29 protein-coding genes are annotated in these 24,529 nt (G+C 41.5%); 19 read left to right on the top strand and 10 right to left on the bottom strand.

The window, feature by feature from the left end:
* Nucleotides 1–63: 63 nt before the first annotated feature.
* On the bottom strand, nucleotides 64–1,506 hold the full coding sequence (locus tag ACG9ZB_RS06405; protein WP_419324931.1) for a SulP family inorganic anion transporter: 1,443 nt from the start codon (nucleotides 1,504–1,506) through the stop codon (nucleotides 64–66).
* A 219-nt stretch (nucleotides 1,507–1,725) separates the two neighbouring features.
* Here ACG9ZB_RS06405 and ACG9ZB_RS06400 point away from each other — a divergent pair, with 219 nt between their 5' ends.
* The 3 genes from ACG9ZB_RS06400 to ACG9ZB_RS06390 all read left to right on the top strand — a co-directional run bounded on the left by ACG9ZB_RS06400 (nucleotide 1,726) and on the right by ACG9ZB_RS06390 (nucleotide 3,402).
* Complete coding sequence (locus tag ACG9ZB_RS06400; RefSeq protein WP_419324929.1) at nucleotides 1,726–2,337, top strand: glutathione binding-like protein; 612 nt, start codon at nucleotides 1,726–1,728, stop codon at nucleotides 2,335–2,337.
* 156 nt (nucleotides 2,338–2,493) lie between these two features.
* Entirely contained in the window at nucleotides 2,494–3,075 is a 582-nt protein-coding gene (locus tag ACG9ZB_RS06395; protein ID WP_419324927.1) for an NAD(P)H-dependent oxidoreductase, read from the top strand.
* A gap of 15 nt (nucleotides 3,076–3,090) precedes the next feature.
* Entirely contained in the window at nucleotides 3,091–3,402 is a 312-nt protein-coding gene (locus ACG9ZB_RS06390) for a putative quinol monooxygenase (protein WP_419324925.1), read from the top strand.
* Between the two features lie 40 nt (nucleotides 3,403–3,442).
* Here ACG9ZB_RS06390 and ACG9ZB_RS06385 read toward each other — a convergent pair whose 3' ends face one another.
* From ACG9ZB_RS06385 to ACG9ZB_RS06360, 6 genes are all read right to left on the bottom strand, one after another.
* Entirely contained in the window at nucleotides 3,443–4,168 is a 726-nt protein-coding gene (locus ACG9ZB_RS06385; protein WP_419324923.1) for a hypothetical protein, read from the bottom strand.
* A gap of 185 nt (nucleotides 4,169–4,353) precedes the next feature.
* Nucleotides 4,354–5,139 carry a thiazole synthase gene (locus ACG9ZB_RS06380; RefSeq protein WP_419324921.1) on the bottom strand — a complete coding sequence of 262 codons (786 nt, stop codon included), beginning with the start codon at nucleotides 5,137–5,139 and terminating at the stop codon, nucleotides 4,354–4,356.
* A gap of 12 nt (nucleotides 5,140–5,151) precedes the next feature.
* Nucleotides 5,152–5,349 (bottom strand): sulfur carrier protein ThiS, encoded by a 198-nt coding sequence (gene thiS / locus ACG9ZB_RS06375; protein ID WP_004696245.1) that lies wholly within the window; start codon nucleotides 5,347–5,349, stop codon nucleotides 5,152–5,154.
* Nucleotides 5,350–5,368: 19 nt separating this feature from the next.
* The gene (locus ACG9ZB_RS06370) at nucleotides 5,369–5,734 is read right to left on the bottom strand and encodes a DUF423 domain-containing protein (protein WP_419324919.1); all 366 of its coding nucleotides are present in this window, start codon (nucleotides 5,732–5,734) and stop codon (nucleotides 5,369–5,371) included.
* A 128-nt stretch (nucleotides 5,735–5,862) separates the two neighbouring features.
* Nucleotides 5,863–6,732: an RNA polymerase sigma factor RpoH gene (gene rpoH, locus ACG9ZB_RS06365; protein WP_348927987.1), complete on the bottom strand. Its 870-nt coding sequence runs from the start codon at nucleotides 6,730–6,732 to the stop codon at nucleotides 5,863–5,865.
* Between the two features lie 138 nt (nucleotides 6,733–6,870).
* A complete protein-coding gene (locus tag ACG9ZB_RS06360) occupies nucleotides 6,871–7,104 on the bottom strand; it encodes a sulfurtransferase TusA family protein (RefSeq protein ID WP_419324917.1) in 234 nt (77 codons plus the stop codon).
* 391 nt (nucleotides 7,105–7,495) lie between these two features.
* Between ACG9ZB_RS06360 and ACG9ZB_RS06355 the strand changes: the two genes are divergently transcribed.
* Nucleotides 7,496–7,708 carry a cold-shock protein gene (locus ACG9ZB_RS06355; RefSeq protein WP_004648643.1) on the top strand — a complete coding sequence of 71 codons (213 nt, stop codon included), beginning with the start codon at nucleotides 7,496–7,498 and terminating at the stop codon, nucleotides 7,706–7,708.
* A 97-nt stretch (nucleotides 7,709–7,805) separates the two neighbouring features.
* The gene (rhlB, locus tag ACG9ZB_RS06350; RefSeq protein WP_419324915.1) at nucleotides 7,806–8,957 is read left to right on the top strand and encodes an ATP-dependent RNA helicase RhlB; all 1,152 of its coding nucleotides are present in this window, start codon (nucleotides 7,806–7,808) and stop codon (nucleotides 8,955–8,957) included.
* 59 nt (nucleotides 8,958–9,016) lie between these two features.
* Here rhlB and ACG9ZB_RS06345 read toward each other — a convergent pair whose 3' ends face one another.
* Complete coding sequence (locus ACG9ZB_RS06345) at nucleotides 9,017–9,397, bottom strand: hypothetical protein (RefSeq protein ID WP_419324914.1); 381 nt, start codon at nucleotides 9,395–9,397, stop codon at nucleotides 9,017–9,019.
* Nucleotides 9,398–9,629: 232 nt separating this feature from the next.
* On the opposite strand from ACG9ZB_RS06345, the gene ACG9ZB_RS06340 reads away from it, so the two are divergent.
* From ACG9ZB_RS06340 to ACG9ZB_RS06285, 12 genes are all read left to right on the top strand, one after another.
* Nucleotides 9,630–10,205: a nitroreductase family protein gene (locus ACG9ZB_RS06340; protein WP_419324912.1), complete on the top strand. Its 576-nt coding sequence runs from the start codon at nucleotides 9,630–9,632 to the stop codon at nucleotides 10,203–10,205.
* Nucleotides 10,206–10,228: 23 nt separating this feature from the next.
* Complete coding sequence (locus tag ACG9ZB_RS06335) at nucleotides 10,229–11,302, top strand: NAD(P)H-dependent glycerol-3-phosphate dehydrogenase (protein WP_419324910.1); 1,074 nt, start codon at nucleotides 10,229–10,231, stop codon at nucleotides 11,300–11,302.
* Nucleotides 11,303–11,404: 102 nt separating this feature from the next.
* Nucleotides 11,405–11,860 carry a phosphoglycerate mutase family protein gene (locus tag ACG9ZB_RS06330; protein WP_005400615.1) on the top strand — a complete coding sequence of 152 codons (456 nt, stop codon included), beginning with the start codon at nucleotides 11,405–11,407 and terminating at the stop codon, nucleotides 11,858–11,860.
* Between the two features lie 29 nt (nucleotides 11,861–11,889).
* Entirely contained in the window at nucleotides 11,890–13,029 is a 1,140-nt protein-coding gene (gene gspL, locus ACG9ZB_RS06325; RefSeq protein WP_419324908.1) for a type II secretion system protein GspL, read from the top strand.
* Nucleotides 13,029–13,508, top strand: a complete 480-nt coding sequence (gspM, locus tag ACG9ZB_RS06320; protein ID WP_419324906.1) for a type II secretion system protein GspM — start codon at nucleotides 13,029–13,031, stop codon at nucleotides 13,506–13,508. Before gspL ends, gspM begins: the two co-directional genes overlap by 1 nt.
* A 90-nt stretch (nucleotides 13,509–13,598) precedes the next feature.
* Nucleotides 13,599–14,609 carry a quinone-dependent dihydroorotate dehydrogenase gene (locus tag ACG9ZB_RS06315; protein WP_419324904.1) on the top strand — a complete coding sequence of 337 codons (1,011 nt, stop codon included), beginning with the start codon at nucleotides 13,599–13,601 and terminating at the stop codon, nucleotides 14,607–14,609.
* The gene (locus ACG9ZB_RS06310) at nucleotides 14,606–15,190 is read left to right on the top strand and encodes a CvpA family protein (protein WP_419324902.1); all 585 of its coding nucleotides are present in this window, start codon (nucleotides 14,606–14,608) and stop codon (nucleotides 15,188–15,190) included. Before ACG9ZB_RS06315 ends, ACG9ZB_RS06310 begins: the two co-directional genes overlap by 4 nt.
* 24 nt (nucleotides 15,191–15,214) lie before the next feature.
* Complete coding sequence (gene purF / locus ACG9ZB_RS06305) at nucleotides 15,215–16,750, top strand: amidophosphoribosyltransferase (RefSeq protein WP_419324900.1); 1,536 nt, start codon at nucleotides 15,215–15,217, stop codon at nucleotides 16,748–16,750.
* Nucleotides 16,751–16,837: 87 nt separating this feature from the next.
* Nucleotides 16,838–18,724, top strand: a complete 1,887-nt coding sequence (locus ACG9ZB_RS06300) for a M48 family metalloprotease (protein ID WP_419324898.1) — start codon at nucleotides 16,838–16,840, stop codon at nucleotides 18,722–18,724.
* A 132-nt stretch (nucleotides 18,725–18,856) separates the two neighbouring features.
* Nucleotides 18,857–19,522, top strand: coding sequence for a hypothetical protein (locus ACG9ZB_RS06295; RefSeq protein ID WP_419324896.1), 666 nt, complete (start codon nucleotides 18,857–18,859; stop codon nucleotides 19,520–19,522).
* A gap of 2 nt (nucleotides 19,523–19,524) precedes the next feature.
* Nucleotides 19,525–20,493, top strand: a complete 969-nt coding sequence (locus tag ACG9ZB_RS06290; RefSeq protein WP_419324894.1) for a 2-hydroxyacid dehydrogenase — start codon at nucleotides 19,525–19,527, stop codon at nucleotides 20,491–20,493.
* Nucleotides 20,494–20,577: 84 nt separating this feature from the next.
* Nucleotides 20,578–22,017 (top strand): M48 family metalloprotease, encoded by a 1,440-nt coding sequence (locus tag ACG9ZB_RS06285; RefSeq protein WP_419324892.1) that lies wholly within the window; start codon nucleotides 20,578–20,580, stop codon nucleotides 22,015–22,017.
* A gap of 170 nt (nucleotides 22,018–22,187) precedes the next feature.
* Here the strand turns inward: ACG9ZB_RS06285 and ACG9ZB_RS06280 are convergent, their stop codons facing one another.
* Both ACG9ZB_RS06280 and rpsU read right to left on the bottom strand, forming a co-directional pair.
* Nucleotides 22,188–22,634 carry a GatB/YqeY domain-containing protein gene (locus tag ACG9ZB_RS06280; RefSeq protein ID WP_419324890.1) on the bottom strand — a complete coding sequence of 149 codons (447 nt, stop codon included), beginning with the start codon at nucleotides 22,632–22,634 and terminating at the stop codon, nucleotides 22,188–22,190.
* Nucleotides 22,635–22,667: 33 nt separating this feature from the next.
* Complete coding sequence (gene rpsU / locus ACG9ZB_RS06275; protein WP_001136722.1) at nucleotides 22,668–22,883, bottom strand: 30S ribosomal protein S21; 216 nt, start codon at nucleotides 22,881–22,883, stop codon at nucleotides 22,668–22,670.
* 145 nt (nucleotides 22,884–23,028) lie between these two features.
* Here rpsU and tsaD point away from each other — a divergent pair, with 145 nt between their 5' ends.
* Both tsaD and ACG9ZB_RS06265 read left to right on the top strand, forming a co-directional pair.
* Nucleotides 23,029–24,045, top strand: coding sequence for a tRNA (adenosine(37)-N6)-threonylcarbamoyltransferase complex transferase subunit TsaD (tsaD, locus tag ACG9ZB_RS06270; protein ID WP_419324888.1), 1,017 nt, complete (start codon nucleotides 23,029–23,031; stop codon nucleotides 24,043–24,045).
* A 176-nt stretch (nucleotides 24,046–24,221) separates the two neighbouring features.
* Nucleotides 24,222–24,395, top strand: coding sequence for a hypothetical protein (locus tag ACG9ZB_RS06265; protein ID WP_419324886.1), 174 nt, complete (start codon nucleotides 24,222–24,224; stop codon nucleotides 24,393–24,395).
* The last annotated feature ends 134 nt before the right edge of the window (nucleotides 24,396–24,529 follow it).

Below are 24,529 nucleotides of genomic sequence, written 5' to 3'. Positions count from 1 at the left end.
TTTATGGATAATAATAAAAGGGCGTCATCGCCCTTTTATTTTGTCTATGATTTTTGAAATCTTTTATGAGCTGATACGGTCAATGAGGGTGCTGCTGGCTTCATTTAAGCCTAACACCTCGACCACAACAGCGCGGGCTGCAAACTTTTCAACTACCGCATTTAACATTTGGACTGAAGTCATATCCCAAATATGTGCATGGCTGAGTTCAATTTCAACCTTCTGAATATGTTCGTTAAAGTCAAAAAACTGAAAGAATTTCTCTGAACTGCTAAAGAAAATTTGACCACTCACTACATAGCGACGAGTATGGTTATGCAGTTCAGACTGAACATGAACCGTACTTTCCAGTTTGTTGATGAAAAATAATGCGGACAGTAAAACTCCGACAAAGACACCCAAGGCAAGATTATGTGTGGCTAAGACAATCATCACGACACTGAGCATTACCACATTACTTTGTAGCGGGTGTTTAGCGATGTTTTTAACCGAGACCCATTGAAAGGTTGTAAATGCCACCATGATCATAATGGCAACCAATGCCGCCATTGGAATATAGGACAGCCAGTCTTTAAAAAACACCACCAAACATAGTAAAAATACACCAGCCACTAAGGTTGAAAGTCGAGTACGTGCACCAGAGCTGACATTAATCACAGACTGTCCAATCATGGCACAACCTGCCATGCCGCCCATAAAACCGCTCACAATATTGGCCATGCCTTGTCCGCGACATTCTTGATGACGGTCACCTTCAGTGCCTGTGACTTCATTCACTACTGTGGTGGTCATCATGCTTTCAAGCAAACCGACGGTCGCTAATGTGATGGCGTAAGGAAAGACAATTTGTAGCGTTTCAAAGGTCAGTGGAATATCAGGCAGTAGAAAAATAGGTAAAGTATCGGGGAAATGACCTAAGTCACTGACCATACGCATATCCGTGCCGAAAAACAGCGCCAAAGCGGTCAGGACAAGAATACAAATAAGCGGTGAGGAAATGCTTTTCCCCACTTTAGGCAGATAAGGAAACAGATAAATCACCGCGAGGCCAAGTGCGACAAATGCATAACCCCAGTGATTCATTTGGCTGAGTTCTGGAAGCTGTGCCATGAAGATTAAAATCGCCAATGCATTTAAAAAGCCATACACCACCGACTGCGACACAAAACGCATCAGTTTGGCAACTTTAAAATAACCCGCAACTATCTGAATGACCCCAGTGAGAATGGTTGCCGCCAGTAAATACTGTAGGCCATGCTCTTTGACCAGAGTGATCATGAGTAGAGCCATCGCGCCTGTTGCTGCTGAAATCATGGCTGGACGACCGCCAAAAAAAGCAATGCTCACTGCGATACAAAAGGAGGCATACAGTCCGACTTGAGGGTCTACACCTGCAATTGCTGAAAAAGCAATAGATTCGGGAATCAGGGCAAGTCCTACCACTAAACCAGCAAGAACATCGGTACGAATGTTAGAAAACCATTCATCTTTTTTAAGGCTAATCACAGATCAAATTCATTTTAGGGTCAAGGGGGCTATGTTAAAACAACTCTGTTGCAAATTGCAGTGTTGTTGTACTTGAAAAAAAATTTGAATTAGACAATATTCAATAGGCGAACGAGTGATTTTTCGTTTACGCTTTTTTGCAATTTACAGGTTTTGATCACTTGAAAGTTTGTTAGAAGCCATTTAAAACAGAGAATAGAGTTATAACAAGGATCAGATATGAAGCTTTATTATGCACCGGGTGCGTGCTCGCTTGCGGCGCACATTATCCTCAATGAAATTAATGTTGACTTTGATTTAGTCCGAGTAGATTTAAAAACACATAAAACAGAAAAAGGTGCTGATTATTACGAAATTAATCCAAAAGGATATGTCCCCGCTTTAGAGATTAATCCAGGTTTGATTCTGACTGAAAATGTAGCCATTTTGCCATTTTTAGCACAACATGATCCAAAACAAGATCTTATTCCGCCATCGGGTTTGGGGCGTGCCAAAGTTTTAGAATGGCTAGGTTATTTAAACTCTGAATTGCACGATGCTTATGCCGTTTTCTTTGGTGCGCCATTAGATGCTGCTGCCAAAGAAAAAGCCTATGCAGAGATTGATCGTTTACTCAGTTATATCGATAAACAAATTGGTGAGTCAGATCATGAATATTTGGTCGATGATAATTTTGGCCCCGCAGATGCGTATTTATTTGTCCTCACCAATTGGTCAAATGGCATCGAACATGATTTATCACCATATAAAAATATTATCTTTATCCGTAATAAAGTGGCAGAGCGTCAGTCAGTACAAATTGCAATGCGAGATGAAGGTCTAATTCCTTAATTTTGATGCATTGAAGAAGCGCCTAAAGGCGCTTTTTTTGTACTTTAAAATTTATTGTTGATCTTTACTCAATAATATTTTGCAGATTCACTACTTTTTAGCGCAGAACAGAGTCTTTATAGTGCCTGCATAGATTTTGGCATTTAGGCTCTTCCCATGAAAAATATTTTATTAATTAACGGTGCAAAAACCTTTGCACACTCGAATGGTCAGTTAAACGATACCTTAACTGAACTTGCACAAGAGGTGTTGTTAGACTTAGGACATCAGGTTCAAGTGACACGCGCCGACAGCGAATATGATGCAAAAGCTGAAGTGGAGAAATTCCTGTGGGCTGACACCGTGATTTACCAAATGCCGGGTTGGTGGATGGGTGCACCATGGACTGTGAAAAAGTATATCGATGATGTCTTTACCGAAGGGCACGGTAGTCTGTATGCCAATGATGGTCGCTCACGTTCCGATGCTTCAAAAAAGTATGGTTCAGGCGGTCTGATTCACGATAAAAACTATATGCTGTCGTTGACATGGAATGCACCGATGGATGCATTTAACGATGCTGAACAATTTTTTCATGGGGTTGGGGTCGACGGGGTTTATTTACCTTTTCACAAAGCCAATCAATTTTTAGGGATGCAAACCTTACCGACTTTTATTGTCAATGATGTGATTAAAGCTCCTGAAGTTGAAGCCTATATGGCAAAGTACCGTGAGCATTTGACGCAAGTTTTTGCTTAATTGGGAGATGTGAGTATGCTAACTGTCATTGCTGAAATTATTTGTCATTCAGAGCAAGATTTTATAACAGTTCTTGATTCATTCAACAACATCCGTGAGCAAGTATTACAAGAGCCTGGTTGCCATCTCTATGATGTGCATATCGACCATGCTGCTGTTGAGAGTGCATTACAAACCAAAGTACCGTTTTCAATCATGATGTATGAAAAATGGGAAAGCATGCAGCATTTAGAAACACATATGCACAGTATCAATATGCAGCAACATGCTCAAGCAACTGAAGGTGCAGTTGCTCATGTACAAATTCGTATTTTAGAAGTGCAATAAGTGATGCATATGAGTTTGACAGCGCTTTTCTTCGCTCTGTTTATTTAAACTCTAGTGCTTCATTAAACTGAACCTGTTCGAGTTTCAATGCGTAGCGCTGTTTTAATGTTGTCCATTGAACTTTGACAGGTTGTGTTGTTTCAGCAAACTCATTTTCACCTGTCGTACTTTTTACTTTACCTTTCATAAAGTTGATACTTCGCGCCGTGATGTCGCCTGATGCACGGTGGAAATCATCAACATCATAACCAATCAGTTTAAATGCACGGTCTTGGTATCGGAAGGTATGCGTGTGATTGGTCACATACCATGAACCACAGCTTAACCAGTAATGCAGATGAATTTTGAGCACACCTTTTTGAATGCTTAACGCTTCAGTCTCACCGAGCGGATCAGCGAGGCAAGGGGACTCTATGTCCCCTTCTGTCGGCAAAGTGCTATTAGTTGCCGCAAGTTGATAACCATGTGTTTGCTTCAATAAAACCAAAAGCTTTCGTTCATTGATATTGACGACATCACTCCCTAAGCGATCATTTTTAACGATATGTTCAGGATTGGTGTCTTCAATAATCAGGGCAATATCTGCTTGACCATCTTGGTTTAAATCACCTTGGACTTTTTCTAAAATCTTCCAGTTTTTTGGCACAAAAGATTGGTAACTTACTTTGAGAGTCGGTTTTTCCTCTACTTTGGCCCAAGCATTGCTTGCGAGTGTTATGAAAAATAGGGCATTAACTATGAGTGTTGGTCTGATCCATTTTTGCATGGGTATCGTTTCCTCTCATTTTTATATGGTTATAGATATTTGAATATGGATATTATTGAGTGTATCAAAGAGTACGACGGCATGTCCCTATAAGCTAGGTCAGCATAAAATACTGTCTTTATGTTGAAATAAATAAAAAAGGACTCCGAAGAGTCCTTTTTTATTGCTTAAAACAGATTAAAAGATTATTTAAAGAAATAACCTGTTTCTGGTGAGCTTGCATTCGCCATACGTTTGCGAGTCATACGGCCTGCGAGGAACGCTTCTCGACCCGCTTCAACAGCTTTTTTCATTGCAGAAGCCATTAAAATTGGCTGTTGAGCGGCAGCAATCGCGGTATTCATCAACACGCCATCACAGCCAAGTTCCATAGCAATGGCTGCATCGCTTGCCGTACCCACACCTGCATCCACCAACACAGGGACCTTGGCATTTTCTTTAATAATAGAAATCGTGTGTGGATTTAAAATACCTAAACCCGAACCAATCAAACTGCCTAAAGGCATGATGGCAACACAGCCCATGCTTTCAAGCTCTTGCGCCACAATTGGGTCATCCGAGGTATAGACCATGATTTCAAAACCATCGTCAATCAAGGTACGTGCCGCTTTCAATGTTTCGGTAATGTTTGGATATAGCGTTTTTTCATCGCCCAATACTTCAAGCTTGACCAAGTTATGACCGTCTAATAATTCACGCGCCAACATACAGGTACGCACGGCACTATTGGCATCAAAGCAGCCTGCTGTATTCGGGAGAATGGTGTATTTTTCAGGTGGGACCACGGACAATAAGTTTGGTTGGTCGGGGTGTTGACCAATATTGACGCGACGAATAGCAACAGTCACGATTTCTGCGCCACTGGCTTGAATGGCCAAATCGGTTTCTTGCAGGTCCTTATATTTACCTGTGCCCACCAGTAGACGAGATTGAAATGATCTAGAACCAATGATGAGAGGGCTGTCTTGCATGTGAACTCCGTATTAACCGCCACCGACGGCATGAATAATTTCAATTCGATCCATTGCACAAATTGGAGTGTGTTCCAATTTACTTTTACTAATAATATTTTCATTTTGCTCAACAGCAAAACGTTTGCCTTCAAGTGCAAAGGTTTGCACCAGTTCAAGCAGGTTTTTACATTCGGTGTGCTGTAGTTCGCCATTTAAATAAATTTGCATGGTGCTCATCTCTAGTTGTTTACTTGGCATATTTCATGGCATTCCATGCCAGAACCAACCAGCCTGCAATCATCAATGCGCCACCAATCGGGGTAATCGCACCTAGGCCACGCGGTAAGCCTAATGCCATGACATAAAGGGAACCACAGAAAAATAAGATGCCGACTTGAATCAGTAAAAAGCTGGTTTTGATGGGGAGTTGGGGAATAACTTTGGCCAAAATGCCGAGCACCAGTAAACCAAGCGCATGGTAAAAAAAGTAATCGGTTGCAGTTTGCCACCAAGCCAATTGGGCTTCAGTAGCACGTGCTTTGAGACCATGTGCGCCAAAGGCACCTAATATAACGGCAAACGCTAAATTCAGCGCTGAAATCGCAATCCACATATGCAATGCTTTATTTTATCTCTGTGCGCAACAAAGTACCATATTTTGAAGAAAGGTTAAAAGACAAAAAGCCTCATTTATTTGCAAAAAGAAAAGGGCATTTCGCCCTTTTCTGTATTGGTATCAGCTTAGTTTGATGACATTGCTACTTTAATTTTTTCCATGGCATTTTTTTCAAGCTGACGAATACGTTCGGCCGAAACATTATATTCAGCAGCCAGTTCGTGCAGTGTCGATTTTTCATCATCTAACCAACGGCGCTGTAAAATATTACGCGAACGGTCATCAAGTTGTTCCATTGCATCATGCAGAGCAGTGGTGCTTTGTTCTTCGTAATCTTCTTCTTCAGCCAAACGTGCAGGGTCGTAACGGTTATCTTCAAGATAGAGCGCAGGTGCAACATGGGTTGAACCTTCATCGTCATCATCGCCCTGAGCTTCAAACGCGGCATCATAAGCAGTCAAACGACCTTCCATTTCCAACACCTGTTCCGGTGTGACATTCAGATCATTTGCAATTGATTGAGCCTCTTGTAAAGTCAACTTCTTAGACGACTTTTTTAGACTACGCAAATTAAAGAACAGTTTACGTTGTGCTTTAGTTGTCGCAATTTTGACGATACGCCAGTTACGAATCACATATTCGTGAATTTCTGCTTTAATCCAATGTACCGCAAAAGAAACCAAGCGTACGCCCATGTTTGGGTCGAAACGTTTAACGGCTTTCATTAAGCCCAAGTTACCTTCTTGAATGAGGTCACCTTGAGGTAAGCCGTAGCCTGCATAACTGCGGGCAATATGAACCACAAAACGTAGATGCGACATGACTAAAAGTTTAGCGGCATCGAGGTCTTGGTCATAATAGTAACGTTCAGCTAACTCTTTTTCTTGTTCCGCTGTCAAAATCGGGATTTGGTTGACAGTACTAATATAAGCGCCCAAGTTTACACCTGGTGCTGATAATGACAGGGGCATCAATTGATTGCTGCTGTCACTCATGTGTTCTCCTTAGGGATTTCATTTTTACCCAACAATTGAATTTATCTTAATCCAATCTTCCGTTGAATAATGGAAAATTGGGTATAGAAATGTAAACTTTTATGCAAATGTTAATGGACTTAGTGTAATTGAAAAGAATTAAGATTCAATGAAGTAGTGAAATTCATGTTCATTAATTTGTTTCAAAACACAAGTTAAATGATGGATTTCGCAATAACGCGTGATATCGATCTGACTGTGCGGATCAGACGATTTTAATAGAAAATGCTGCGCCGAACTCTTCTTAAGTGCGCGTTTAAGCAACAACAGAGGCATAGGGCATGGTTGCCCCATTGCATCAATAGTGTTGGTATTTTGTTCGATATCACTCATATAGCTAGGGCAGGCTTAACAACATTTAGGTAGGTAGAAATATTAGCAAATTCAGTGCCAAAACCCAAATATTTAATGTGTTATAGGCCTATAGTCGCTATATCTAAAATTACAAATAACTAGTTAAAAAATATGCTGAATTAAAAAGACGATTAATCAAAAAAAGGGTATGAATTGTTTTTAACCCATGTTAAGCTCGTCGCGTACTGGGATTTAACACAACTATTAAATTGTTTTAAAGCCTATTTTACAAATGGATGTAACCGGGATTTTGTTAATAGTTATACAGAATGATTACAAGCTTAGAAATAATAAATATTTTTAAACCTTGTTTGGTCTGCTGTTTGCAACACCGGGTGGTCCTTCTTTTAGATACAATGAGGATTAACTTATGACAGCTCGTGAACAAGGCGTAGTTAAATGGTTCAACGACACTAAAGGCTTCGGCTTTATCCAACGCAATGGCGGCGACGATGTATTCGTTCACTTCCGTGCAATCCAAGGCGACGGCCACCGTTCACTACGTGACGGCCAACGCGTTGAATTCAGCGTTGTAAAAGGTCAAAAAGGCTTCCAAGCTGAAGAAGTACAACCTTTAGACTAATTGTCTGAAAGTACTTTAAAACGCCCCAATGTAAATTGGGGCGTTTTTGTTTATACTACAGATCAATTTTCGTGATTTTTCGTCAGAGCGCACTTATATGTCATCAGGTTTTGAAACCTTAAATTTACATCCTCAACTTAAACGAGCTATTGATGCTTTAGGTTTTAAGGATATGACGCCTATTCAGCAAAAGGTTTTAAAATTCACTTTGGCGGGACACGATACAATTGGTCGTGCGCAAACAGGGACTGGTAAAACAGCGGCATTTTTGGTGAGCGTGATTAACGACTTGCTGAATAATCCAATTCAAGAGCAGCGCTACCGTGGTGAACCTCGCGCCTTGATTTTAGCACCGACCCGAGAGCTCGCACTGCAAATTGAAAGCGATGCGAAAGAACTCACAAAATTCTCAGATTTACATGTCGTGACGCTTTTAGGCGGCGTTGACTTTGATAAACAAAAAGCACAACTCGATAAAAAACCTGTCGATATCATGGTGGCGACACCAGGTCGTCTTATTGACTTTGTTGAGCAAAAAGAAGTTTGGCTCGACCAGATTGAATTTTTAGTGATTGATGAAGCCGATCGCTTATTAGATATGGGCTTTATTCCTTCAGTCAAACGTATTGTTCGTTTCTCACCGCGTAAGGAACAACGTCAGACTCTGATGTTCTCTGCAACGTTTAGTTACGATGTTTTAAACCTTGCGCAGCAATGGTTGTTTGAACCTGTAACTGTTGAAATTGAGCCAGAGAAGAAGACCAATGCGGATGTTGAACAACGGGTGTACATGGTCGCAAAGTCAGATAAATATAAATTGCTACAAGACATTCTGCGCGATGAACCCATTGAAAAAGTGATGATTTTCGCAAATCGTCGCGATCAAGTGCGTAAGCTCTATGACAACTTAAAGCGTGATGGCTATAAAGTAGTGATGTTGTCAGGTGAAATCTCACAAGACAAACGTTTGAAAATGCTAGATCAATTTAAAAATGGTCAACATAACATCATGATTGCAACCGATGTTGCGGGGCGTGGTATCCATGTGGATGGTGTATCACATGTGGTAAATTTCACCTTACCTGAACAGTCGGATGACTACGTACACCGTATTGGTCGTACAGGCCGTGCAGGTACACGTGGTGTGAGTATTAGTTTCTTATCTGAAGATGATGCGTTCTATCTACCCGAAATTGAAAAAGCCATTGGGCAAAAACTGCCACTGACACGTTTAGAAGGCTATTGCTAATTATTTGAAGAGATTGGTGTAAAAAAACCGCTCAGATGAGCGGTTTTTTTATGGCATCTTTATTTTGCTTTACACGAAAAAGTCAGGACGGTTTGATAGTCACTGTCTTGGTTAATGCCTGAGTTTGTACCCGAAATAGAACCCAGTACGGAAGCTGCTGCTTGGATCATTTTTCCAGTTTCGTCACTCACTACGCCTTTTAAAGCACCTTGATATTCGGTTTTTTCATCACTCACAATCGCTGTTGCTTTAGAGCCACAAGTTTTAGCTGCTGCTTCAATCGCGTTGTTTTTTGCAATCAATGCAGTTTTCCCAATACCTGTAACTTCGTATTGATTGTCAGCTTTTTGGATCGCTAAAGAGTTGCTTGGTGTCGATGCGCAAGCGCTTAGAAGTAGTGTTAGTGCTGCTACTCCAGCAATAGCGATATTCTTTTTCATTTCATACCCCAGTCATGTTTTATTAAATCATTGTTTATTGGAACATAGCTTGTCGGATGAATCATGTAAGAAATGTATCAAAAATGCATTCTTATCGAACAGTTTGAAAAATGCTCAGGATTTTAAAATTAGTTTTGCCGAAACTGGGTATTTCATACTGAAGCGCTAGAGCAAACTTTTCAGAGTGTGCTACTCTAAAACGTATTGTTTAATTTGAAAGATTAAGAGCCTAATGACGGAACTCGCGGTAGATATTGTTCACCAGAATATGCATCAACGTCAATCGATTGGCCATTTGGTCGAGCCTGCTCCCAATGCAGAACAATTAGAGCGGGCATTTCAAGCCGCATTGACTGCGCCAGATCATCATCGTTTAAAGCCGACACGTTTTATCGTAATTGCTGAAGATCAACGTGAGGCATTTGGTGAGTTATTGTCACAGGCCTTGGCCGATTTGGGCGAAACGGAAGCAGTACAATTAGAGCGTGTTAAAAATCATCCTTTTCGTGCCCCATTACTGGTTTTGGCGCTGACTAAATTTCAATCGCATCCGAAAGTCCCTAATTTTGAGCAGACTTTAAGTAGTGGAGCAGCTATTCAGAATTTTATTTTGTCCTTACAAGCTCAAGGTTTTTCGAGCATGTGGCGTAGTGGGGTAGTGGTGGAGTCGGTGCATTTCAAACAGGCTTTAGGCCTCAGCGCAGATGATTTGATCTCAGGTATTTTATATATTGGTACGGCAGTTAAAGCGATTCCACCACGTGCCAAAATTCAAACCCAAGATTATGTAAGTTATTGGAATCAATAGTTCCATTTTAGGATATAAAAATAATGTCAGAGTTAAAGTTTTCAGATTTGGTTGAACCTGTAGCAGTAGATCAAAAAACGGCACTACGTATTACCGTTTTGGGTGGTGGTAGTTTTGGGACTGCGATGGCGAATACTGCCGTTCGTAATGGCTGCGATACCATGATTTGGATTCGTGATGAAGCCGTTGCAGCTGATATCAATGCAACGCATGTAAATAAACGCTATTTGCCCGATTTTAAACTTGAAGATGGTTTACGTGCAGTTTCAAATATAGAAGAGGCTGTTCGTGATCGCGACATTATTTTGGTGGCGATTCCGAGTCATTCTTTCCGTGATGTCCTTAAACAAATTAAACCGTTTATTACTTCGCAAGCAGTGGTGTCTTTGACCAAGGGTATTGAAGCGAATACTTTTAGTTTTATGAGTGATATTATTCGCTCAGAGCTACCAGAAGTGCCTTATGGCGTGTTATCTGGGCCAAACTTAGCCAAGGAAATTGTGGCAGGACAACCAGCCGGAACAGTGATTGCAAGCCAGTCTGACTTGGTGCGTTATGCGGTACAACAAGCTTTGCATAGTGCCTTGTTCCGTGTTTTCGCCAGTGATGATGTGCATGGTGTAGAACTCGGTGGTGCGCTTAAAAACATCTATGCGGTTGCGATGGGAATGGCAGCTGCATACAAAGTCGGTGAAAATACCAAGAGTATGATTTTGACTCGTGCTTTGGCAGAAATGAGTCGTTTTGCTGTGAAGTTAGGGGCAAATCCACTGACTTTCTTAGGTTTGTCTGGTGTCGGAGATTTATTCGCAACCTGTAGCAGCCCACTGAGTCGCAACTATCAAGTCGGTTTTGCACTGGGGCAAGGCAAGAGTTTGGAGCAGGCAACCACTGAATTGGGACAAACAGCAGAAGGCATTAACACCATTGTACAAGTCAAAGCACATTCTGAAGAGTTGGATGTGTATATGCCGATTACCAGTGCTTTATACAGTGTTATTTTTGAAAATGCGCCACCAATGACAATTGCATTATCCTTAATGAAAAATGGACACCGCAGTGATGTGGAGTTTGTCTTGCCGCATCATGAGGTTTAAAGTTACCTAAAAACCGAAATAAAATGAGCGTTTAAGTGGGTAGAATGACTGAATTGTCATAAAAATTAATTAAAATAATCAGGATTTGAATAAGGATTTTTTATGCAACTGACTTTGGTACGTCATGGTGAAGCTGCGCCACCGATCATGGGAAATGACACTAAGCGCCCACTCACCGAACGTGGGCATGCACAGGCAGAGCAAACTGCTGATTTTTTAAAGTCGCGTATCCAACCAGATGTCTTTGTGGTTAGCCCATTGCTGCGTGCGCAGGAAACATTGGCACACATTAAACAGCACTTTGCGGATGTACCTGTTGTAATCTGCAATACCATTAAGCCCGATGATGATGCAAAAGCGGCTGTGGAATGGTTATCACATTTGCCGTATGAGTCTATTGTGGTGGTGTGTCATATGAATGTGGTGGCACATATGGCCTCGATTTTGGTGACAGAATCTTTCAATCCTTATGCTTTGGCTGAAGCGCGGATTTATGAGCAAGCAGTTATCGCGGAAGGCTTGTCGACACAAACAAAAGCATTTATACCTAGTATATAAAAACCAATTATAACGGCAGAATATAATACATGTTGCAAATTTGGATGCCCGAAGCCGACGGAACATGGCACTGGTCTATAGGGGGAAGATGGCAATCTGCTCATACACTTGAGCAATTGATCCAAGATATACAAGCGCATCATGGTGAGGAAGCAACTGTTTTTTTTCCAAGCCGTGATGTGCAAATTATTCAGCAAAATATGCCTAAGGCCCAATACAAGCAGTTGGGGGCCGAAGGTGTGAAGTATTTGCTCGAAGAATATGTATTGAGCTCAATCGATCGGATGAAAGTATTACATCACTTTCAAGCGCCTGAGCAACTCACTGTTTTGGGTATTTCAAAGCACCGTTTAGAGACTTTACAGCATGCTTTGAGTTTGATTCCTGTGAAGCTGGTTAGTCTATTGCCTGATTTTCTGATTTTGCCTGTACCTGATGTAGAACAGGTAATCTTAGGTTGTATTGAAGAGCGACTTCTGTTTCGCGCTAATTCTTGGTTGGGTGGATCAATTGATGATCTTGCTGTATTTTTAGATTATCAAGCAGCCAATCAAAAATATAAGATTTGTAACTTGAGTGCTTCGCACATGCATAGCTTAAACGCCAGTGTGACGCAGGAGCAGTTTGAGTCGTTCCATTATGAATGGACTGCATTGCCACGAGCAAAACAACATCCATGGAATCTTTTGCCGAAGGTGAAAGAGCAACATGTTTCAACGGGCTATTGGAAAGCCTGTGCGGCGGTATTGGCTGCGTTGATTGTGACCCAACTGACCTACGATGCGACGCGTGGGTATCAAAATAAAAAGCTTGCAGAGCAAGTGGCTGTTCAGGCAGTCGACCAATTTAAATATTGGTTTGGTGCGAACTATCCTGTGACAGAGCAAACCCTGCGAAGTCAGTTTGAATATCAACTGAATATGAATAAACAGGCAGATGCTCAAGCTTTGTCTTTATTGAGTCGTGTTAGCCCTGTGCTTATGCAACAGCAAATTGTGGCTAATCAGGTGGTGTATGAAGCGAATAGCCTAAATATGCAACTTAAAGCCAACTCGGCAGAGGCTTTACAGACACTCACTCAGCAGCTTAATCAACAGGGTTTTCAGGTTGAGTTAGGCAATATTCAGCCGACCACGGGTGGGGCAATTGGAATGGTGAAAATACAATAATGAAAGCCATGCAAAATTTACAAACTGTTGTAGATCAGCGTTTAGGACTGATCAGTGCTTATTTTGATCGTCTTACACCGCGCGACCGTGTATTAGCCATCTTCTTGGTTATTTTCATCTTGGTGAGCTCGATAGGGGCTGCACTTTGGTATACTCATGCTGCGGCAGAAAAACAGCAAAAACGCGTGAACCAGCTCAAAGAAACCATGACATGGATGCAGAGCAATGCAGTCACCATGAAATCGAGCTCAGATGGGCAATTGACTCCGATGGAACAGATCCAACGTATTGCACAACAGCAGGGCTTATCGGTTGCTTCGCAGCAAAATGCTGAACAAATTCAGTTGGTGGTAAGCCATGCAAACTATGTGGTGTTGGCCAACTTTTTGACCCAACTAACGCAAAATGGTTTGAGTATTGAAAAAATGGAGTTGGTCTCAGATGCAGGGCAGATTAAATTATCAGCGAGCGTGAAATAATCGCTAAAAATAAAGCCAGACGAAGCATGGTGTTTTAGCTAGGCTATGCCTATAATATGGCGACTTAAAAAGCAGTAGACTTTTACAGATATGTTGTATTCTCTTGCCCGCCCTTTGTTGTTTACTTTAGCACCAGAGCGTGCACATGAGCTAACACTATCGCTATTGAAATCAACGCATAAGCTAGGCTTAATGCGTCAAAATATAGCGGCTAAACCGGTGACATGTATGGGCATCGAGTTCCCTAATCCTGTAGGTTTGGCTGCTGGTCTAGATAAGAATGGTGCTTATATTGATGCACTGGCAGGTCTAGGGTTTGGTTTTATTGAAATTGGAACCATTACTCCGCGTCCACAGCAGGGCAATCCTTTACCGCGTTTATTCCGTATCCCACAAGCTAAAGCCATTATTAACCGTATGGGTTTTAACAATGATGGTGTGGATCAACTGATTGAAAACGTCAAAGCAGCAAAATTTAAAGGTGTTTTGGGGATTAATATCGGTAAAAATGCGGATACCCCAGTCGAAAAAGCAGTAGATGACTATCTCATTTGTTTAGAAAAAGTCTATAACTATGCGTCTTATATTACTGTCAACATTTCTTCTCCAAATACTAAAAACCTGCGTAGTTTGCAAAGTGGTGATGCTTTAACCGAGTTACTAGAGACGCTGAAAAAACGGCAGTTAGAATTGGCTGAAGAGCAGCAGCACTATGTACCCTTGGTGCTGAAAGTTGCGCCGGATTTGGAAGCGGAAGATATTCAATTTATTGCGAAACAACTGCTTAAGTTTAAAATTGATGGTCTGATTGTGACCAATACGACTTTGTCTCGTGAAGGGGTAGAAAACTTACCTTTTGGTGATGAAGCGGGTGGTTTATCTGGTGCGCCTGTGTTCGAGAAAAGCACAGCGTGTTTAAAAGCCTTTGCTGAGGTTTTAAAAGGTCAGATTCCTTTGATTGGCGTGGGTGGGATTTTGTCGGGTGAGCAGGCGCTTGCAAAACAAAATGCAGGGGCAAACCTTGTACAAGTTTATAGTGGCCTCATCTATACAGGACCAACCTTAATTCAAGACTGCGTCTCTGCAATGAAAACAACATGAATGCCATTGATATCTTCATATTGATTGTATTGCTCATTGGAGGGCTCAACGGTTTGCGTCAAGGATTTGTTAAAGCCTTTGCGAACTTGATAGGATGGATTTTAGCGCTGATTGTTGGTGCTAAATTTGCAAGCGTCCTAGCACCTTCGATGGTCTCACTCAGTGAAGATCCAGTGGTTCAAAAAATTGCAGCTTTTGCATTTATTGTATTGGTTATTGTAGTTTTGACGTGGATTGTCACGGCATTACTGAATAACATATTGAAGAGTTTAAAACTCGGGCCTTTGAATCGATTAGCCGGCGGTGCTTTTGGTTCATTAAAAGGGTTGTTAATTGTTCTGATTACGATGCAAGGTGTGGGTTCTTGGGTTGAAAGCTCTCCATATTGGAGACAATCCAAGTTTGTCCAAACACTTTTGCCTTACGCGCCTTGGGCGATGGAGCTTTCTAAAGAGGCTGCAAGCGAGGCGATGTCACATATCAAGTCTAAAGATACACATGTATCTTCAGATTCTTCACCGAAAATTTCCTCGAAAAATGCTGAGGCACAGGGTGAGTCAACAAATAATCCTTTTTATTAATCCTAGCTTGTCTGCGAGGTTGCTATGTGTGGAGTAGTTGGTATAGCTGGTAAATCAGCTGTTAACCAAATGTTGTTTGATGCATTAACGATGTTACAACATCGTGGGCAAGATGCAGCTGGGATAGTAACCTGCCACGAAGGTCGTTTATTTTTACGTAAAGACAATGGCATGGTTCGTGATGTGTTCCACACTCGCCATATGCGTGCATTACAAGGTAATTACGGTATTGGTCATGTGCGTTATCCTACTGCGGGTTCATCGAGCAGCGCTGAAGCGCAGCCCTTCTATGTGAACTCACCTTACGGGATCACGCTAGCGCATAATGGTAACTTAACCAATGCTGAAGAAATTCATGACGACCTGTTTAAAACAGACTTACGTCATATGAATACGGATTCAGACTCAGAAGTATTGTTAAACGTATTTGCACATGAGTTGCAAAAACGCGGCAAATTGATACCTACAGCAGACGACATTTTTCATGTGGTTAGTAAAGTACATGAACGCTGTAAAGGTGGTTATGCTGTAGTTGCAATGCTTACTGGGCATGGTTTAGTGGGTTTCCGTGATCCAAATGGTATTCGTCCGCTGATTTACGGTTCGCGTGAAACTGATGCTGGTATGGAATATATTATTGCATCTGAGTCTGTCGCTATTACGGCACTCGGCTTTAAAGTTGAGCGTGATATTGCGCCGGGTGAAGCGATCTTTATCGACTCGCAAGGGCAGATGTTTACCAAGCAGTGTGCTGAAGCCCCAGAATACCGTCCATGTATTTTTGAATACGTTTACTTTGCGCGCCCAGATGCAATCATTGATGGCATTTCAGTCTACAAAGCACGTTTAAAAATGGGTGAGAAACTTGCTCAAAAAATTCTGACGGAGTGGAGTGAAGAGCACGATATCGATGTTGTGATCCCAATTCCAGATACCTCGCGTACTTCTGCTCTTGAACTTGCAAATATGCTGGGTGTGAAGTTCCGCGAAGGCTTTATGAAGAACCGCTACATTGGCCGTACCTTCATTATGCCGGGTCAGCAATTGCGTAAAAAATCAGTACGTCAAAAGTTGAACCCTGTCGAACTTGAGTTCCAAGGTAAAAATGTACTTTTGGTGGATGACTCAATTGTACGTGGTACTACGTGTAATGAAATTATCCAAATGGCACGTGATGCGGGTGCGAAAAAAGTATTCTTTGCTTCTGCTGCACCGATGGTGAAATATCCAAACGTGTATGGCATTGATATGCCAGCAAAAGAAGAGTTAATTGCATCTGAGCGTACAGTTGAAGAAATTCGTGAAATTATTGGTGCAGATCGTCTAATTTTCCAAGATTTGGAAGACTTAAAAGCAGCTGTGCGCACCAGCAAAGTGCCAGATTTACAAGAGTTTGATTGCTCGGTATTTGATGGTAAATATGTTGCTGGTGGTATCGATGAAGCTTATTTAGATGAATTACAGGCGAAACGCCGTGAAACATCGAAAAAGAAAGACAGCTATATTGATGTCAACATTGATGCAGCTTCCGTTGATTTGACGGGTGTGAAAGAAGTCTAATTGATTTAGATTTGAGAAAAGCGGGAGTTTCCCGCTTTTTTCATTTATGATGGTTTGATTCAAACAATGTAAGAAAAGGGATTTACATTGAAGGGTGTAAGTTATTCAATTATAAAGAATAAAAACATGTTGTGGTCTGCAAGTATCTGCTTGCTGGCGGTGCTTTTGTCGCTATTTATTTTAAATACTGTGGCTGGACTGCTGGTTTTTTATTTTGATTCGAGTCAAAGCATTTTTTGGCATAGCTTAAGTATTTATATCATTGGTTTATTGCTCTTGGTGATGAGTTATTCCGTGGTGTATGAGCTGTATGTGTTCCGTTCGGGTGGACATAGTCTGGCCAAGCAACTGCGTGCACGACGTTTAAGTTTGATTGAAAGTACACCAGAAGAAAGTATTGCACTGAAAATTACAGAAAAACTAGCTGATACTTTTTTAATTGAAACACCTGCTGTCTATGTTTTGCCCGATGAAGTGGGGGTGAATGCCTTAACTGCTGGTTTTTATCCCAAAGATATTGTGATTATTTTAACGTGGGGCGCCCTGCAAAACCTCGATGAACTTGAGCTGACAGGGTTATTGAATCATGAGTTTAATCAAATTTTATCTGGTGAGACCGCTGAAAATACACGGCTAAAAATTTTATATAGTGCTCTCACGACCTTTAGTCAGTGGGGTAGTAAAATTGCTAAATTGGGTTTTTCAACTCATCATAAAAAGTCGCAAAGTTTTGAAACCACTTTTGTCGCAATGGGTGGTGTGATTTGGCTGATTGGTAGTTTGGGGGTGCTGGTTACCCGCTGTATTAAGTTTCTGACGTTGGGAGGGCGTACTTTTAAAAATGATATGAAAACACGTCGCCTGATGCAAAATGATGCCAATATTCAAACCTTGATGCGTATCTATGTGCATCACGCAGGTTCGCAAATTCACAGTGAATATTCTGAGTCGATTGCACACATGTGTTTTGCCAACTCATTAAGTGCGCAAAGTTGGATGAATATTCATCCAAGCATTGAAGAGCGTATTTATGAAATGAATCCGAATTTGGTTCAAGACATACAGTTGGAAAACCTAGAAAAACTGCGCAACCGTCCGCTATTTGGCTTGTTTCGTTCCTTAGAAGAGCAGTATGCGGATTTTCAAGCCCCTTGGACTTCACCGCAGCCTTTGCCCTTATTACGATTGTCACCGATTAGTTTTGCCATTAAAGATGCGATTAAACCGCTGAACCCTGAAGTGCGTGCGCATATTGAACGTCCAGAGTTAATTCAGCGTGCTTTACAGACCGCAACAGGTTCACGCGAGCTGATTGTCGCGATTTTGATGATTCGGCAATTTCGTGAGTTCATTCCTGCTGAGGCTGAAGTCAGCCGTGCCATTGTTGATTCATTGTTAAACCTAGATGGTCGTGTTCATATTTCAATTTTCCATGAGGCATGCCGAAATATTGGTGGCATGCCAGCGACAATTGCACGCCAGTTTTTATTAAAGTTGGCGAGGATTATTCAAGAAGATGGTGAAATTGGACTGTTAGATGCACTGCTACTTGAACGGGTCAAGTTTGAGCTGAATTTGTTGCCCGTACATACACCTGCGGCCCTAGATGAAGTTAAACCGCAGATTGTGCGTTTAATTGATGCTTTGTTACATGTGCAACAAATCAATAGTGAAACACAGTTGGAGGTACGAGAGAAAATCTTGCGTCGAGTTTTAACTGTGCAAGAGTTAGAGCAGTATGCGGAAATTTCAGATGAGCCGATTGATTTGGCCGAAATTTTAAATGATATGGCAGGGCTGCTGCTGCGAGATCGTTTGAGTATTTTGGGGGTGGCTGAAATTTGTTTATGGAATGACCGCATTATTACCCAAGATGAGCAGGATGTTTTGGAGTTGCTTTATTGGCGTCTCGGTTTTGACAGTGAAGAGATCGTTGAACAAATGCAAAAGAAGAATCGCTTGATGATTATTTAATTGAGTGGTGAATTTTTCCTTTAGCATGCTCTTGATGTTTGCATACTGTCTATGCGAATAAAGTATGAAAAGAACAGCATCTCTAAGCATTTCTCGATAGAATATGCACTGAATGAAGTGTGAAGGTAAAAGATGATCGGGCATCAGCGTGAGGTTTTGGCGAGTTTAGGAATTGATTGGTGGGTTCCTGACTTTTTGCCGTCTCAACAAAATGTAGCCACATCGATCTGGCGAGATCAAAGCGCGACTGAGATTATTTCTGAAATTGTGCGACCTCGATCTCAGCCCGAAGCCAAAAGTATTCCTGAACATCCACCTGCACAGCATAAGCTTCCACATCCTGCGCCTCCTGCTGAAATTTCAACGCAGCCAGTTGAACAAAAAGTTGATACAGCATTAAAAGAAGAAATTGTTCGAGAGGGCATCCATGTTGAGGCTTTTCAGTTGCAAGCTGTTGCCTTGGAGCACTGCGCCTTGGTCATTGAAGCGACACAATTGAGCTTGGAGCAGCAACAGCTGTGGCAAAATATTGTGCAAGCCTTACCTGCGCAAAAGTATGCGCTGAATTGGCCTTTTCCTTTGTTGAATTTGCAAGATGGACGCGGTGTTCAGAGTTATATTCAAGGTTTCATTGATGGTTTAAGTCAGGGTAAAACTGTTATTGCATTGGGCTCTATACCAAATACTAATGGTATAAAAGTCACACAAGCAGCAAGCTTACAAGAAATGCTTGATCAGCCATTACTTAAAAAAGCCCTTTGGGACATGATGCGAGCAAAACAACAAAATATGGAATAGGTATGAAGCAGAAAGTCGTTGTTTTTAGTCAAATAGATGCAGAAGTATTACAGCGCCTAGAGCAGCGTTATCACGTGGTGGTTATCAACCCGAAAGTAGGTGATGTAAATACGCAAATCCGTGAGCAAGTTGCGGATGCGGATGCTATGATTGGTGCAGGGCGTTTACTGAATCAAAACAACCTAGAAACGGCGAAACAGCTCAAAATTATATCTAGTGTTAGTGTTGGCTATGACAACTATGATCTAAACTACTTAAACCAAGCAAAAATTTGGCTCAGCCACACCCCTCATGTGCTAACTGAAACGACTGCCGATTTGGCCTTCACTTTGTTGATGAGTGCGGCGCGTCAAGTGCCTTATTTGGATCAATGGACCAAAACAGGTCAGTGGTCGCGTACTGTCGGGCAGGCACAATTTGGTCAGGAAATTTTTGGTCAAACATTGGGTATTATTGGTTTAGGGAATATTGGTGCAGCAATTGCACGACGTGGTTTTCATGGGTTCAATATGAATATTTTGTATCACGGACGCCGAGAAAAATTAGAATTGGCACAACCCTTAAATGCACGTTTTTGCGAATTAGATGAGCTTTTAGAGCAATCGGACTTCATTGTCGTGGCGGTTGATCTAAACGCGAATACGCAGCATTTGATTGATGCAGAAGCTTTTAAGAAAATGCAATCTCATGCTGTTTTTGTAAATATTTCGCGTGGTGCCGTGGTGGATGAGCAGGCACTTATTCGGGCCTTGGAGCAAAAGCAAATTTTTGCAGCAGGTTTGGATGTTTATCAGAAAGAACCCTTGCAAGATTCGGCACTGTTCCAGCTTCACAATGTAGTGACGTTACCGCATGTCGGTTCAGCAACCTCCGTAACACGTAAAAAAATGGCAGAGTTGGCTTACCAAAACTTGGTGAAAGCATTGGAAGGTGGTCAACCTCAATATGTGGTGAATCCTGAATTTAGATAAAAATTTGATAACACTTCATTGCATTTTCATTCAATTATCAATGTTATAGTCATTCGATTCTTTTAAATAAAGTTGGGGTGAGGGTTGAAGCATTTTCTGTGTGCGTGCAGTTTAAGTCTTATTTCGACTGTTGGTTTTGCAGAAGGTCAATTTCTTACAAATGCCCCACAGTTTAATGTGCCTGAGATTGGTTCGGGTGTAGGTTTTATTGATCAATATAATGAGCGCTATATTGGTGAAAAAGTTTATCGTGAAGTACAGCGTCAGCTACCTGTTACGCAAAATCCGTGGCTAGAAGATCAACTGATGAATGCTTTTTCAAGCATTTTGAGTCAAACCCAGCTTGGTCAACCGATTGGTCTGGTGGTCATTAATGACCCGCAAATTAATGCCTTTGCAGTTCCGGGTGGATTGTTTGCATTAAACGCTGGTTTGATTACCAATGCTAATAATATGGATGAAGTTGCCGGCGTAATGGCGCACGAAATTGCGCACGTCACACAGCGCCACTACAGTCGTTCGCAAGAGGCGTTTAAGGGGCAGGGATTACTCGCGCTAGCAGGAATTTTGGTTGGTGCTTTGGTTGCATCTCAAGCCGATGGTGATGTCGGTTCAGCGGTCATGGTTGGTACGCAAGCCGCACTCATGGACAAGCAGCTGTCTTATAGTCGTAACCAAGAGCGTGAAGCTGACCGTATAGGGATGCAGTACATGTATAGCGCTGGTTATAACCCGCAAAGTATGGCTGATTTTTTTGAAGTGATGCACCGTGCAACCAGTCGTGTGAGTTTTTTACCAGACTTTTGGTTCACACACCCACTCACGACTGAGCGAATGAGTGAAGCGAGACTTAGAGCGAATCAGTTGCCTAAAGTGAAATCTACTTGGCGTGATGAAGACTTTGAGATCTTGAAGCTGTATACCATGGTGATCTCGAATCAGGCGACAGAACAGCAACTACAGATGTTGGTGAGTCGTAACAGCTATGCAGCACAACTGGCTTTGGCCAGTTTTTACCTTAAACAAGGTGACTATAAGCTTGCTCAACAAGTGTTAGATCAGGCTAAGTCACATCAGAAATTACATAATCTACAAACCTTAATTCAAACTGATATTTTGCTTGGACAAAATCGGGTGAATGAGGCTTTAGTAGTGATTCAATCACCTGCGAGCATTATGCCTGAAAATCGGGCTTTAAATTATAAGTTGGCTGAAGTTTACATTCGTCAGAATCGACCTGAGCTTGCGCAGCCTGTACTCAATCGGTTTTTGAAAAATAATCCGCGTGATGTGAATGTGTGGAGACTGATGCAGCAAGCCGCGAGTTTAGATAAAAAGTCGCCAATGCATACCATTAATGTTCTGCGCTATCGGGCTGAAGTGCAGTTTTGGTCGGGCTTTGAAGAAGAGGCGATTAAATCTTTATTGCATGCTCAGCGTTTAGTGAAAGATAATGAAGCAATGTCAGCGATCATTAAAACGCGTTTAACCCAAATGCAAAAGGATCGACAATTTAGAGCTTAGAAAAGTGGTATAGCAAATAGAGGGATAAAACAGAGATGAGTCAGAATTTGTTTTAAAGCTGAGAATTAATAGATAAAATAAAAAGAAGAATAATAATTTTTATAGAAAGTAAAACTTTGAACTGCCTTTCTTAAGGTCAGTTCAACGTAATCGATTTAAAGATTTTTAAATTAAGCCAGTTTTGCTTTAATTTTTGCTGAAACTTGAGAAGGATCGGCGCGCCCGGCTATGAGCGGACGCAGAGAATTCATCACCTTACCCATATCTTTCATGCTAGTAGCTTCTTGCGCTGCAATCGTTTGCGCAATCATGGAATCAAGTTCTTCCTCAGTCATAGCTTCTGGTAGAAATTGAGATAAAACCTCAAGTTCGGCTTGTTCCTTACTAGCTAAATCTTCTCGACCAGCACTTTCAAAGGCTTTGATCGATTCTTTACGTTGTTTAATTTGTTTTTCAATGACCGCAAGAACTTGAGCGTCGTCAAGTTCTTTGCGCTCATCGACTTCGATTTGCTTAATTGCTGCCTGTAGACCACGAATTACCGTTAACTTATCCATTTTTTTAGCACGCATAGTGGCTTTCAAAACTTCAGTTATTTGGCTTTTTAAAGTAGTCATTATTTAGTCCAGGCAGTCAATCACAAATTAATCTTAGTAAAGGCGAGTAGTACGTACTGATTCACGCGCCAATTTCTTTTGGTAGCGTTTAACAGCAGCAGCTTTTTTGCGCTTACGTTCTTGAGTTGGTTTCTCGTAGAATTCGCGCTTACGAACGTCAGCTAAAACGCCCGCTTTTTCGCATGAACGTTTGAAACGACGGATAGCTACGTCTACTGGTTCGCCTTCTTTCAATTTAACTTGTGGCATGAAGAATCCTCATTAAGTTATGGATAAGATCTGGGCGACATTGCCCTGATCACAAGTGAAGGTCAGTATTTTACTCATTTACATCTCATACCACAAGTCTATAATGGTTCACGCAATAGATTTGATACAGGTTATAGGCAGTTTAATGATCGTTTTAGGCTTAGAAACATCTTGTGATGAAACAGGACTTGCCCTTTATGACAGCGAGTCGGGTTTACGTGGGCAAGTGCTGTACAGCCAAATTAAATTGCATGCAGAGTATGGTGGTGTGGTGCCGGAGTTGGCATCGCGTGACCATGTGCGTAAGCTGATTCCATTGATGAATCAACTGCTTGAAGAAAGTGGTGTAAAAAAATCTGAAATTGATGCTATGGCATATACGCGTGGCCCAGGTTTGATGGGTGCGTTGATGACAGGCGCGCTGTTTGGTCGAACTTTGGCCTTTGCTTTAAATAAACCTGCAATTGGTGTGCATCATATGGAAGGGCATATGTTGGCACCACTTTTATCGGAAACGCCGCCAGAATTTCCTTTTGTAGCACTTTTGGTCTCAGGTGGACATTCTCAACTGATGGCTGCCTATGGTATTGGGCAGTACGAATTGTTGGGTGAATCAATTGATGATGCTGCAGGTGAGGCCTTTGATAAGGTTGCGAAAATGATGGGATTACCGTATCCAGGTGGCCCAAATATTTCAAAACTGGCTGAGCAAGGTGATCCGAATGCCTTTGCTTTCCCACGTCCAATGCTGCATCAAGGTTTGGAGTTTTCATTTAGTGGTTTAAAAACAGCCGTATCTGTGCAAATGAAAAAACTCGGTGACGAAAACCGTGATGCGGATATTGCAGCGAGTTTCCAAGAAGCTATCGTGGATACCTTGGTTAAAAAATCTGTGAAAGCGTTGAAGCAAACAGGTTTAAAGCGCTTAGTGATCGCAGGTGGTGTCAGTGCTAATAAACGTTTACGAGAGCGTTTGGAAGCAGATTTAACCAAGATTCGTGCTCAAGTTTACTATGCCGAACCTGCACTTTGTACGGACAATGGCGCTATGATTGCTTTTGCTGGTTATCAGCGCTTAAAAGCAGGGCAGCAAGATGGTTTAGCTGTAACGACAACACCTCGCTGGCCAATGACTGAGTTGACCAATCCCAGTGAAGTCTAAGATTTTCATTTGATAAGCTTAAAGCCCGACTAAATGTTGGTTTTTTTATTTCTTGGTTTTGAGTTGTAGTACATTGGAGTCTTTATCAAAGGGCTATTCAAAAAATGCTGGTTAGACTTTAAAAATATTTTTTGAATCACTTGAATGTAGCTTAGCTGTTTAGTCCCAGATTTTAATTGTACAGTAAAGCGGCAGCTCAGGAAAATGAAATTGCTCAATATAACCTTGGGGTTATGTATGATAGCGGTTACGGTACGGCCAAAAATGCTGTATTAGCAAAAAAATGGTACTTAAAAGCAGAGAATAATGGGAATGACCAAGCTAAACAGGCGCTTTCTGAAATTCAATAGTTATCGGCTCATATAATACACTTTATCTAAGATGGAAATTTTAGTGAATAAAAAAACAGAAACCTAAATTTAAAAAGCCCAATTGCATCCAATTGGGCTTTTTATAAAATGAGCTTTGTCCCGTCCTGAAATAA

The organism is Acinetobacter johnsonii (genome assembly GCF_048551975.1).
GTDB classification, from domain to species: domain Bacteria; phylum Pseudomonadota; class Gammaproteobacteria; order Pseudomonadales; family Moraxellaceae; genus Acinetobacter; species Acinetobacter johnsonii_A.
The sequence above is the reverse complement of the archived record's forward strand: the minus strand, read 5'-3'. Positions and strand labels throughout refer to the sequence as shown.

Coding starts and splice junctions, on each gene's coding strand:
- ACG9ZB_RS06400 (WP_419324929.1), top strand. CDS start 1,726: ATGAAGCTTTATTATGCACCGGGTGCGTGCTCGCTTGCGGCGCACATT.
- ACG9ZB_RS06395 (WP_419324927.1), top strand. CDS start 2,494: ATGAAAAATATTTTATTAATTAACGGTGCAAAAACCTTTGCACACTCG.
- ACG9ZB_RS06390 (WP_419324925.1), top strand. CDS start 3,091: ATGCTAACTGTCATTGCTGAAATTATTTGTCATTCAGAGCAAGATTTT.
- ACG9ZB_RS06385 (WP_419324923.1), bottom strand. CDS start 4,168: ATGCAAAAATGGATCAGACCAACACTCATAGTTAATGCCCTATTTTTC.
- ACG9ZB_RS06380 (WP_419324921.1), bottom strand. CDS start 5,139: ATGCAAGACAGCCCTCTCATCATTGGTTCTAGATCATTTCAATCTCGT.
- thiS (WP_004696245.1), bottom strand. CDS start 5,349: ATGCAAATTTATTTAAATGGCGAACTACAGCACACCGAATGTAAAAAC.
- ACG9ZB_RS06370 (WP_419324919.1), bottom strand. CDS start 5,734: ATGTGGATTGCGATTTCAGCGCTGAATTTAGCGTTTGCCGTTATATTA.
- rpoH (WP_348927987.1), bottom strand. CDS start 6,732: ATGAGTGACAGCAGCAATCAATTGATGCCCCTGTCATTATCAGCACCA.
- ACG9ZB_RS06360 (WP_419324917.1), bottom strand. CDS start 7,104: ATGAGTGATATCGAACAAAATACCAACACTATTGATGCAATGGGGCAA.
- ACG9ZB_RS06355 (WP_004648643.1), top strand. CDS start 7,496: ATGACAGCTCGTGAACAAGGCGTAGTTAAATGGTTCAACGACACTAAA.
- rhlB (WP_419324915.1), top strand. CDS start 7,806: ATGTCATCAGGTTTTGAAACCTTAAATTTACATCCTCAACTTAAACGA.
- ACG9ZB_RS06345 (WP_419324914.1), bottom strand. CDS start 9,397: ATGAAAAAGAATATCGCTATTGCTGGAGTAGCAGCACTAACACTACTT.
- ACG9ZB_RS06340 (WP_419324912.1), top strand. CDS start 9,630: ATGACGGAACTCGCGGTAGATATTGTTCACCAGAATATGCATCAACGT.
- ACG9ZB_RS06335 (WP_419324910.1), top strand. CDS start 10,229: ATGTCAGAGTTAAAGTTTTCAGATTTGGTTGAACCTGTAGCAGTAGAT.
- ACG9ZB_RS06330 (WP_005400615.1), top strand. CDS start 11,405: ATGCAACTGACTTTGGTACGTCATGGTGAAGCTGCGCCACCGATCATG.
- gspL (WP_419324908.1), top strand. CDS start 11,890: ATGTTGCAAATTTGGATGCCCGAAGCCGACGGAACATGGCACTGGTCT.
- gspM (WP_419324906.1), top strand. CDS start 13,029: ATGAAAGCCATGCAAAATTTACAAACTGTTGTAGATCAGCGTTTAGGA.
- ACG9ZB_RS06315 (WP_419324904.1), top strand. CDS start 13,599: ATGTTGTATTCTCTTGCCCGCCCTTTGTTGTTTACTTTAGCACCAGAG.
- ACG9ZB_RS06310 (WP_419324902.1), top strand. CDS start 14,606: ATGAATGCCATTGATATCTTCATATTGATTGTATTGCTCATTGGAGGG.
- purF (WP_419324900.1), top strand. CDS start 15,215: ATGTGTGGAGTAGTTGGTATAGCTGGTAAATCAGCTGTTAACCAAATG.
- ACG9ZB_RS06295 (WP_419324896.1), top strand. CDS start 18,857: ATGATCGGGCATCAGCGTGAGGTTTTGGCGAGTTTAGGAATTGATTGG.
- ACG9ZB_RS06290 (WP_419324894.1), top strand. CDS start 19,525: ATGAAGCAGAAAGTCGTTGTTTTTAGTCAAATAGATGCAGAAGTATTA.
- ACG9ZB_RS06280 (WP_419324890.1), bottom strand. CDS start 22,634: ATGACTACTTTAAAAAGCCAAATAACTGAAGTTTTGAAAGCCACTATG.
- rpsU (WP_001136722.1), bottom strand. CDS start 22,883: ATGCCACAAGTTAAATTGAAAGAAGGCGAACCAGTAGACGTAGCTATC.
- tsaD (WP_419324888.1), top strand. CDS start 23,029: ATGATCGTTTTAGGCTTAGAAACATCTTGTGATGAAACAGGACTTGCC.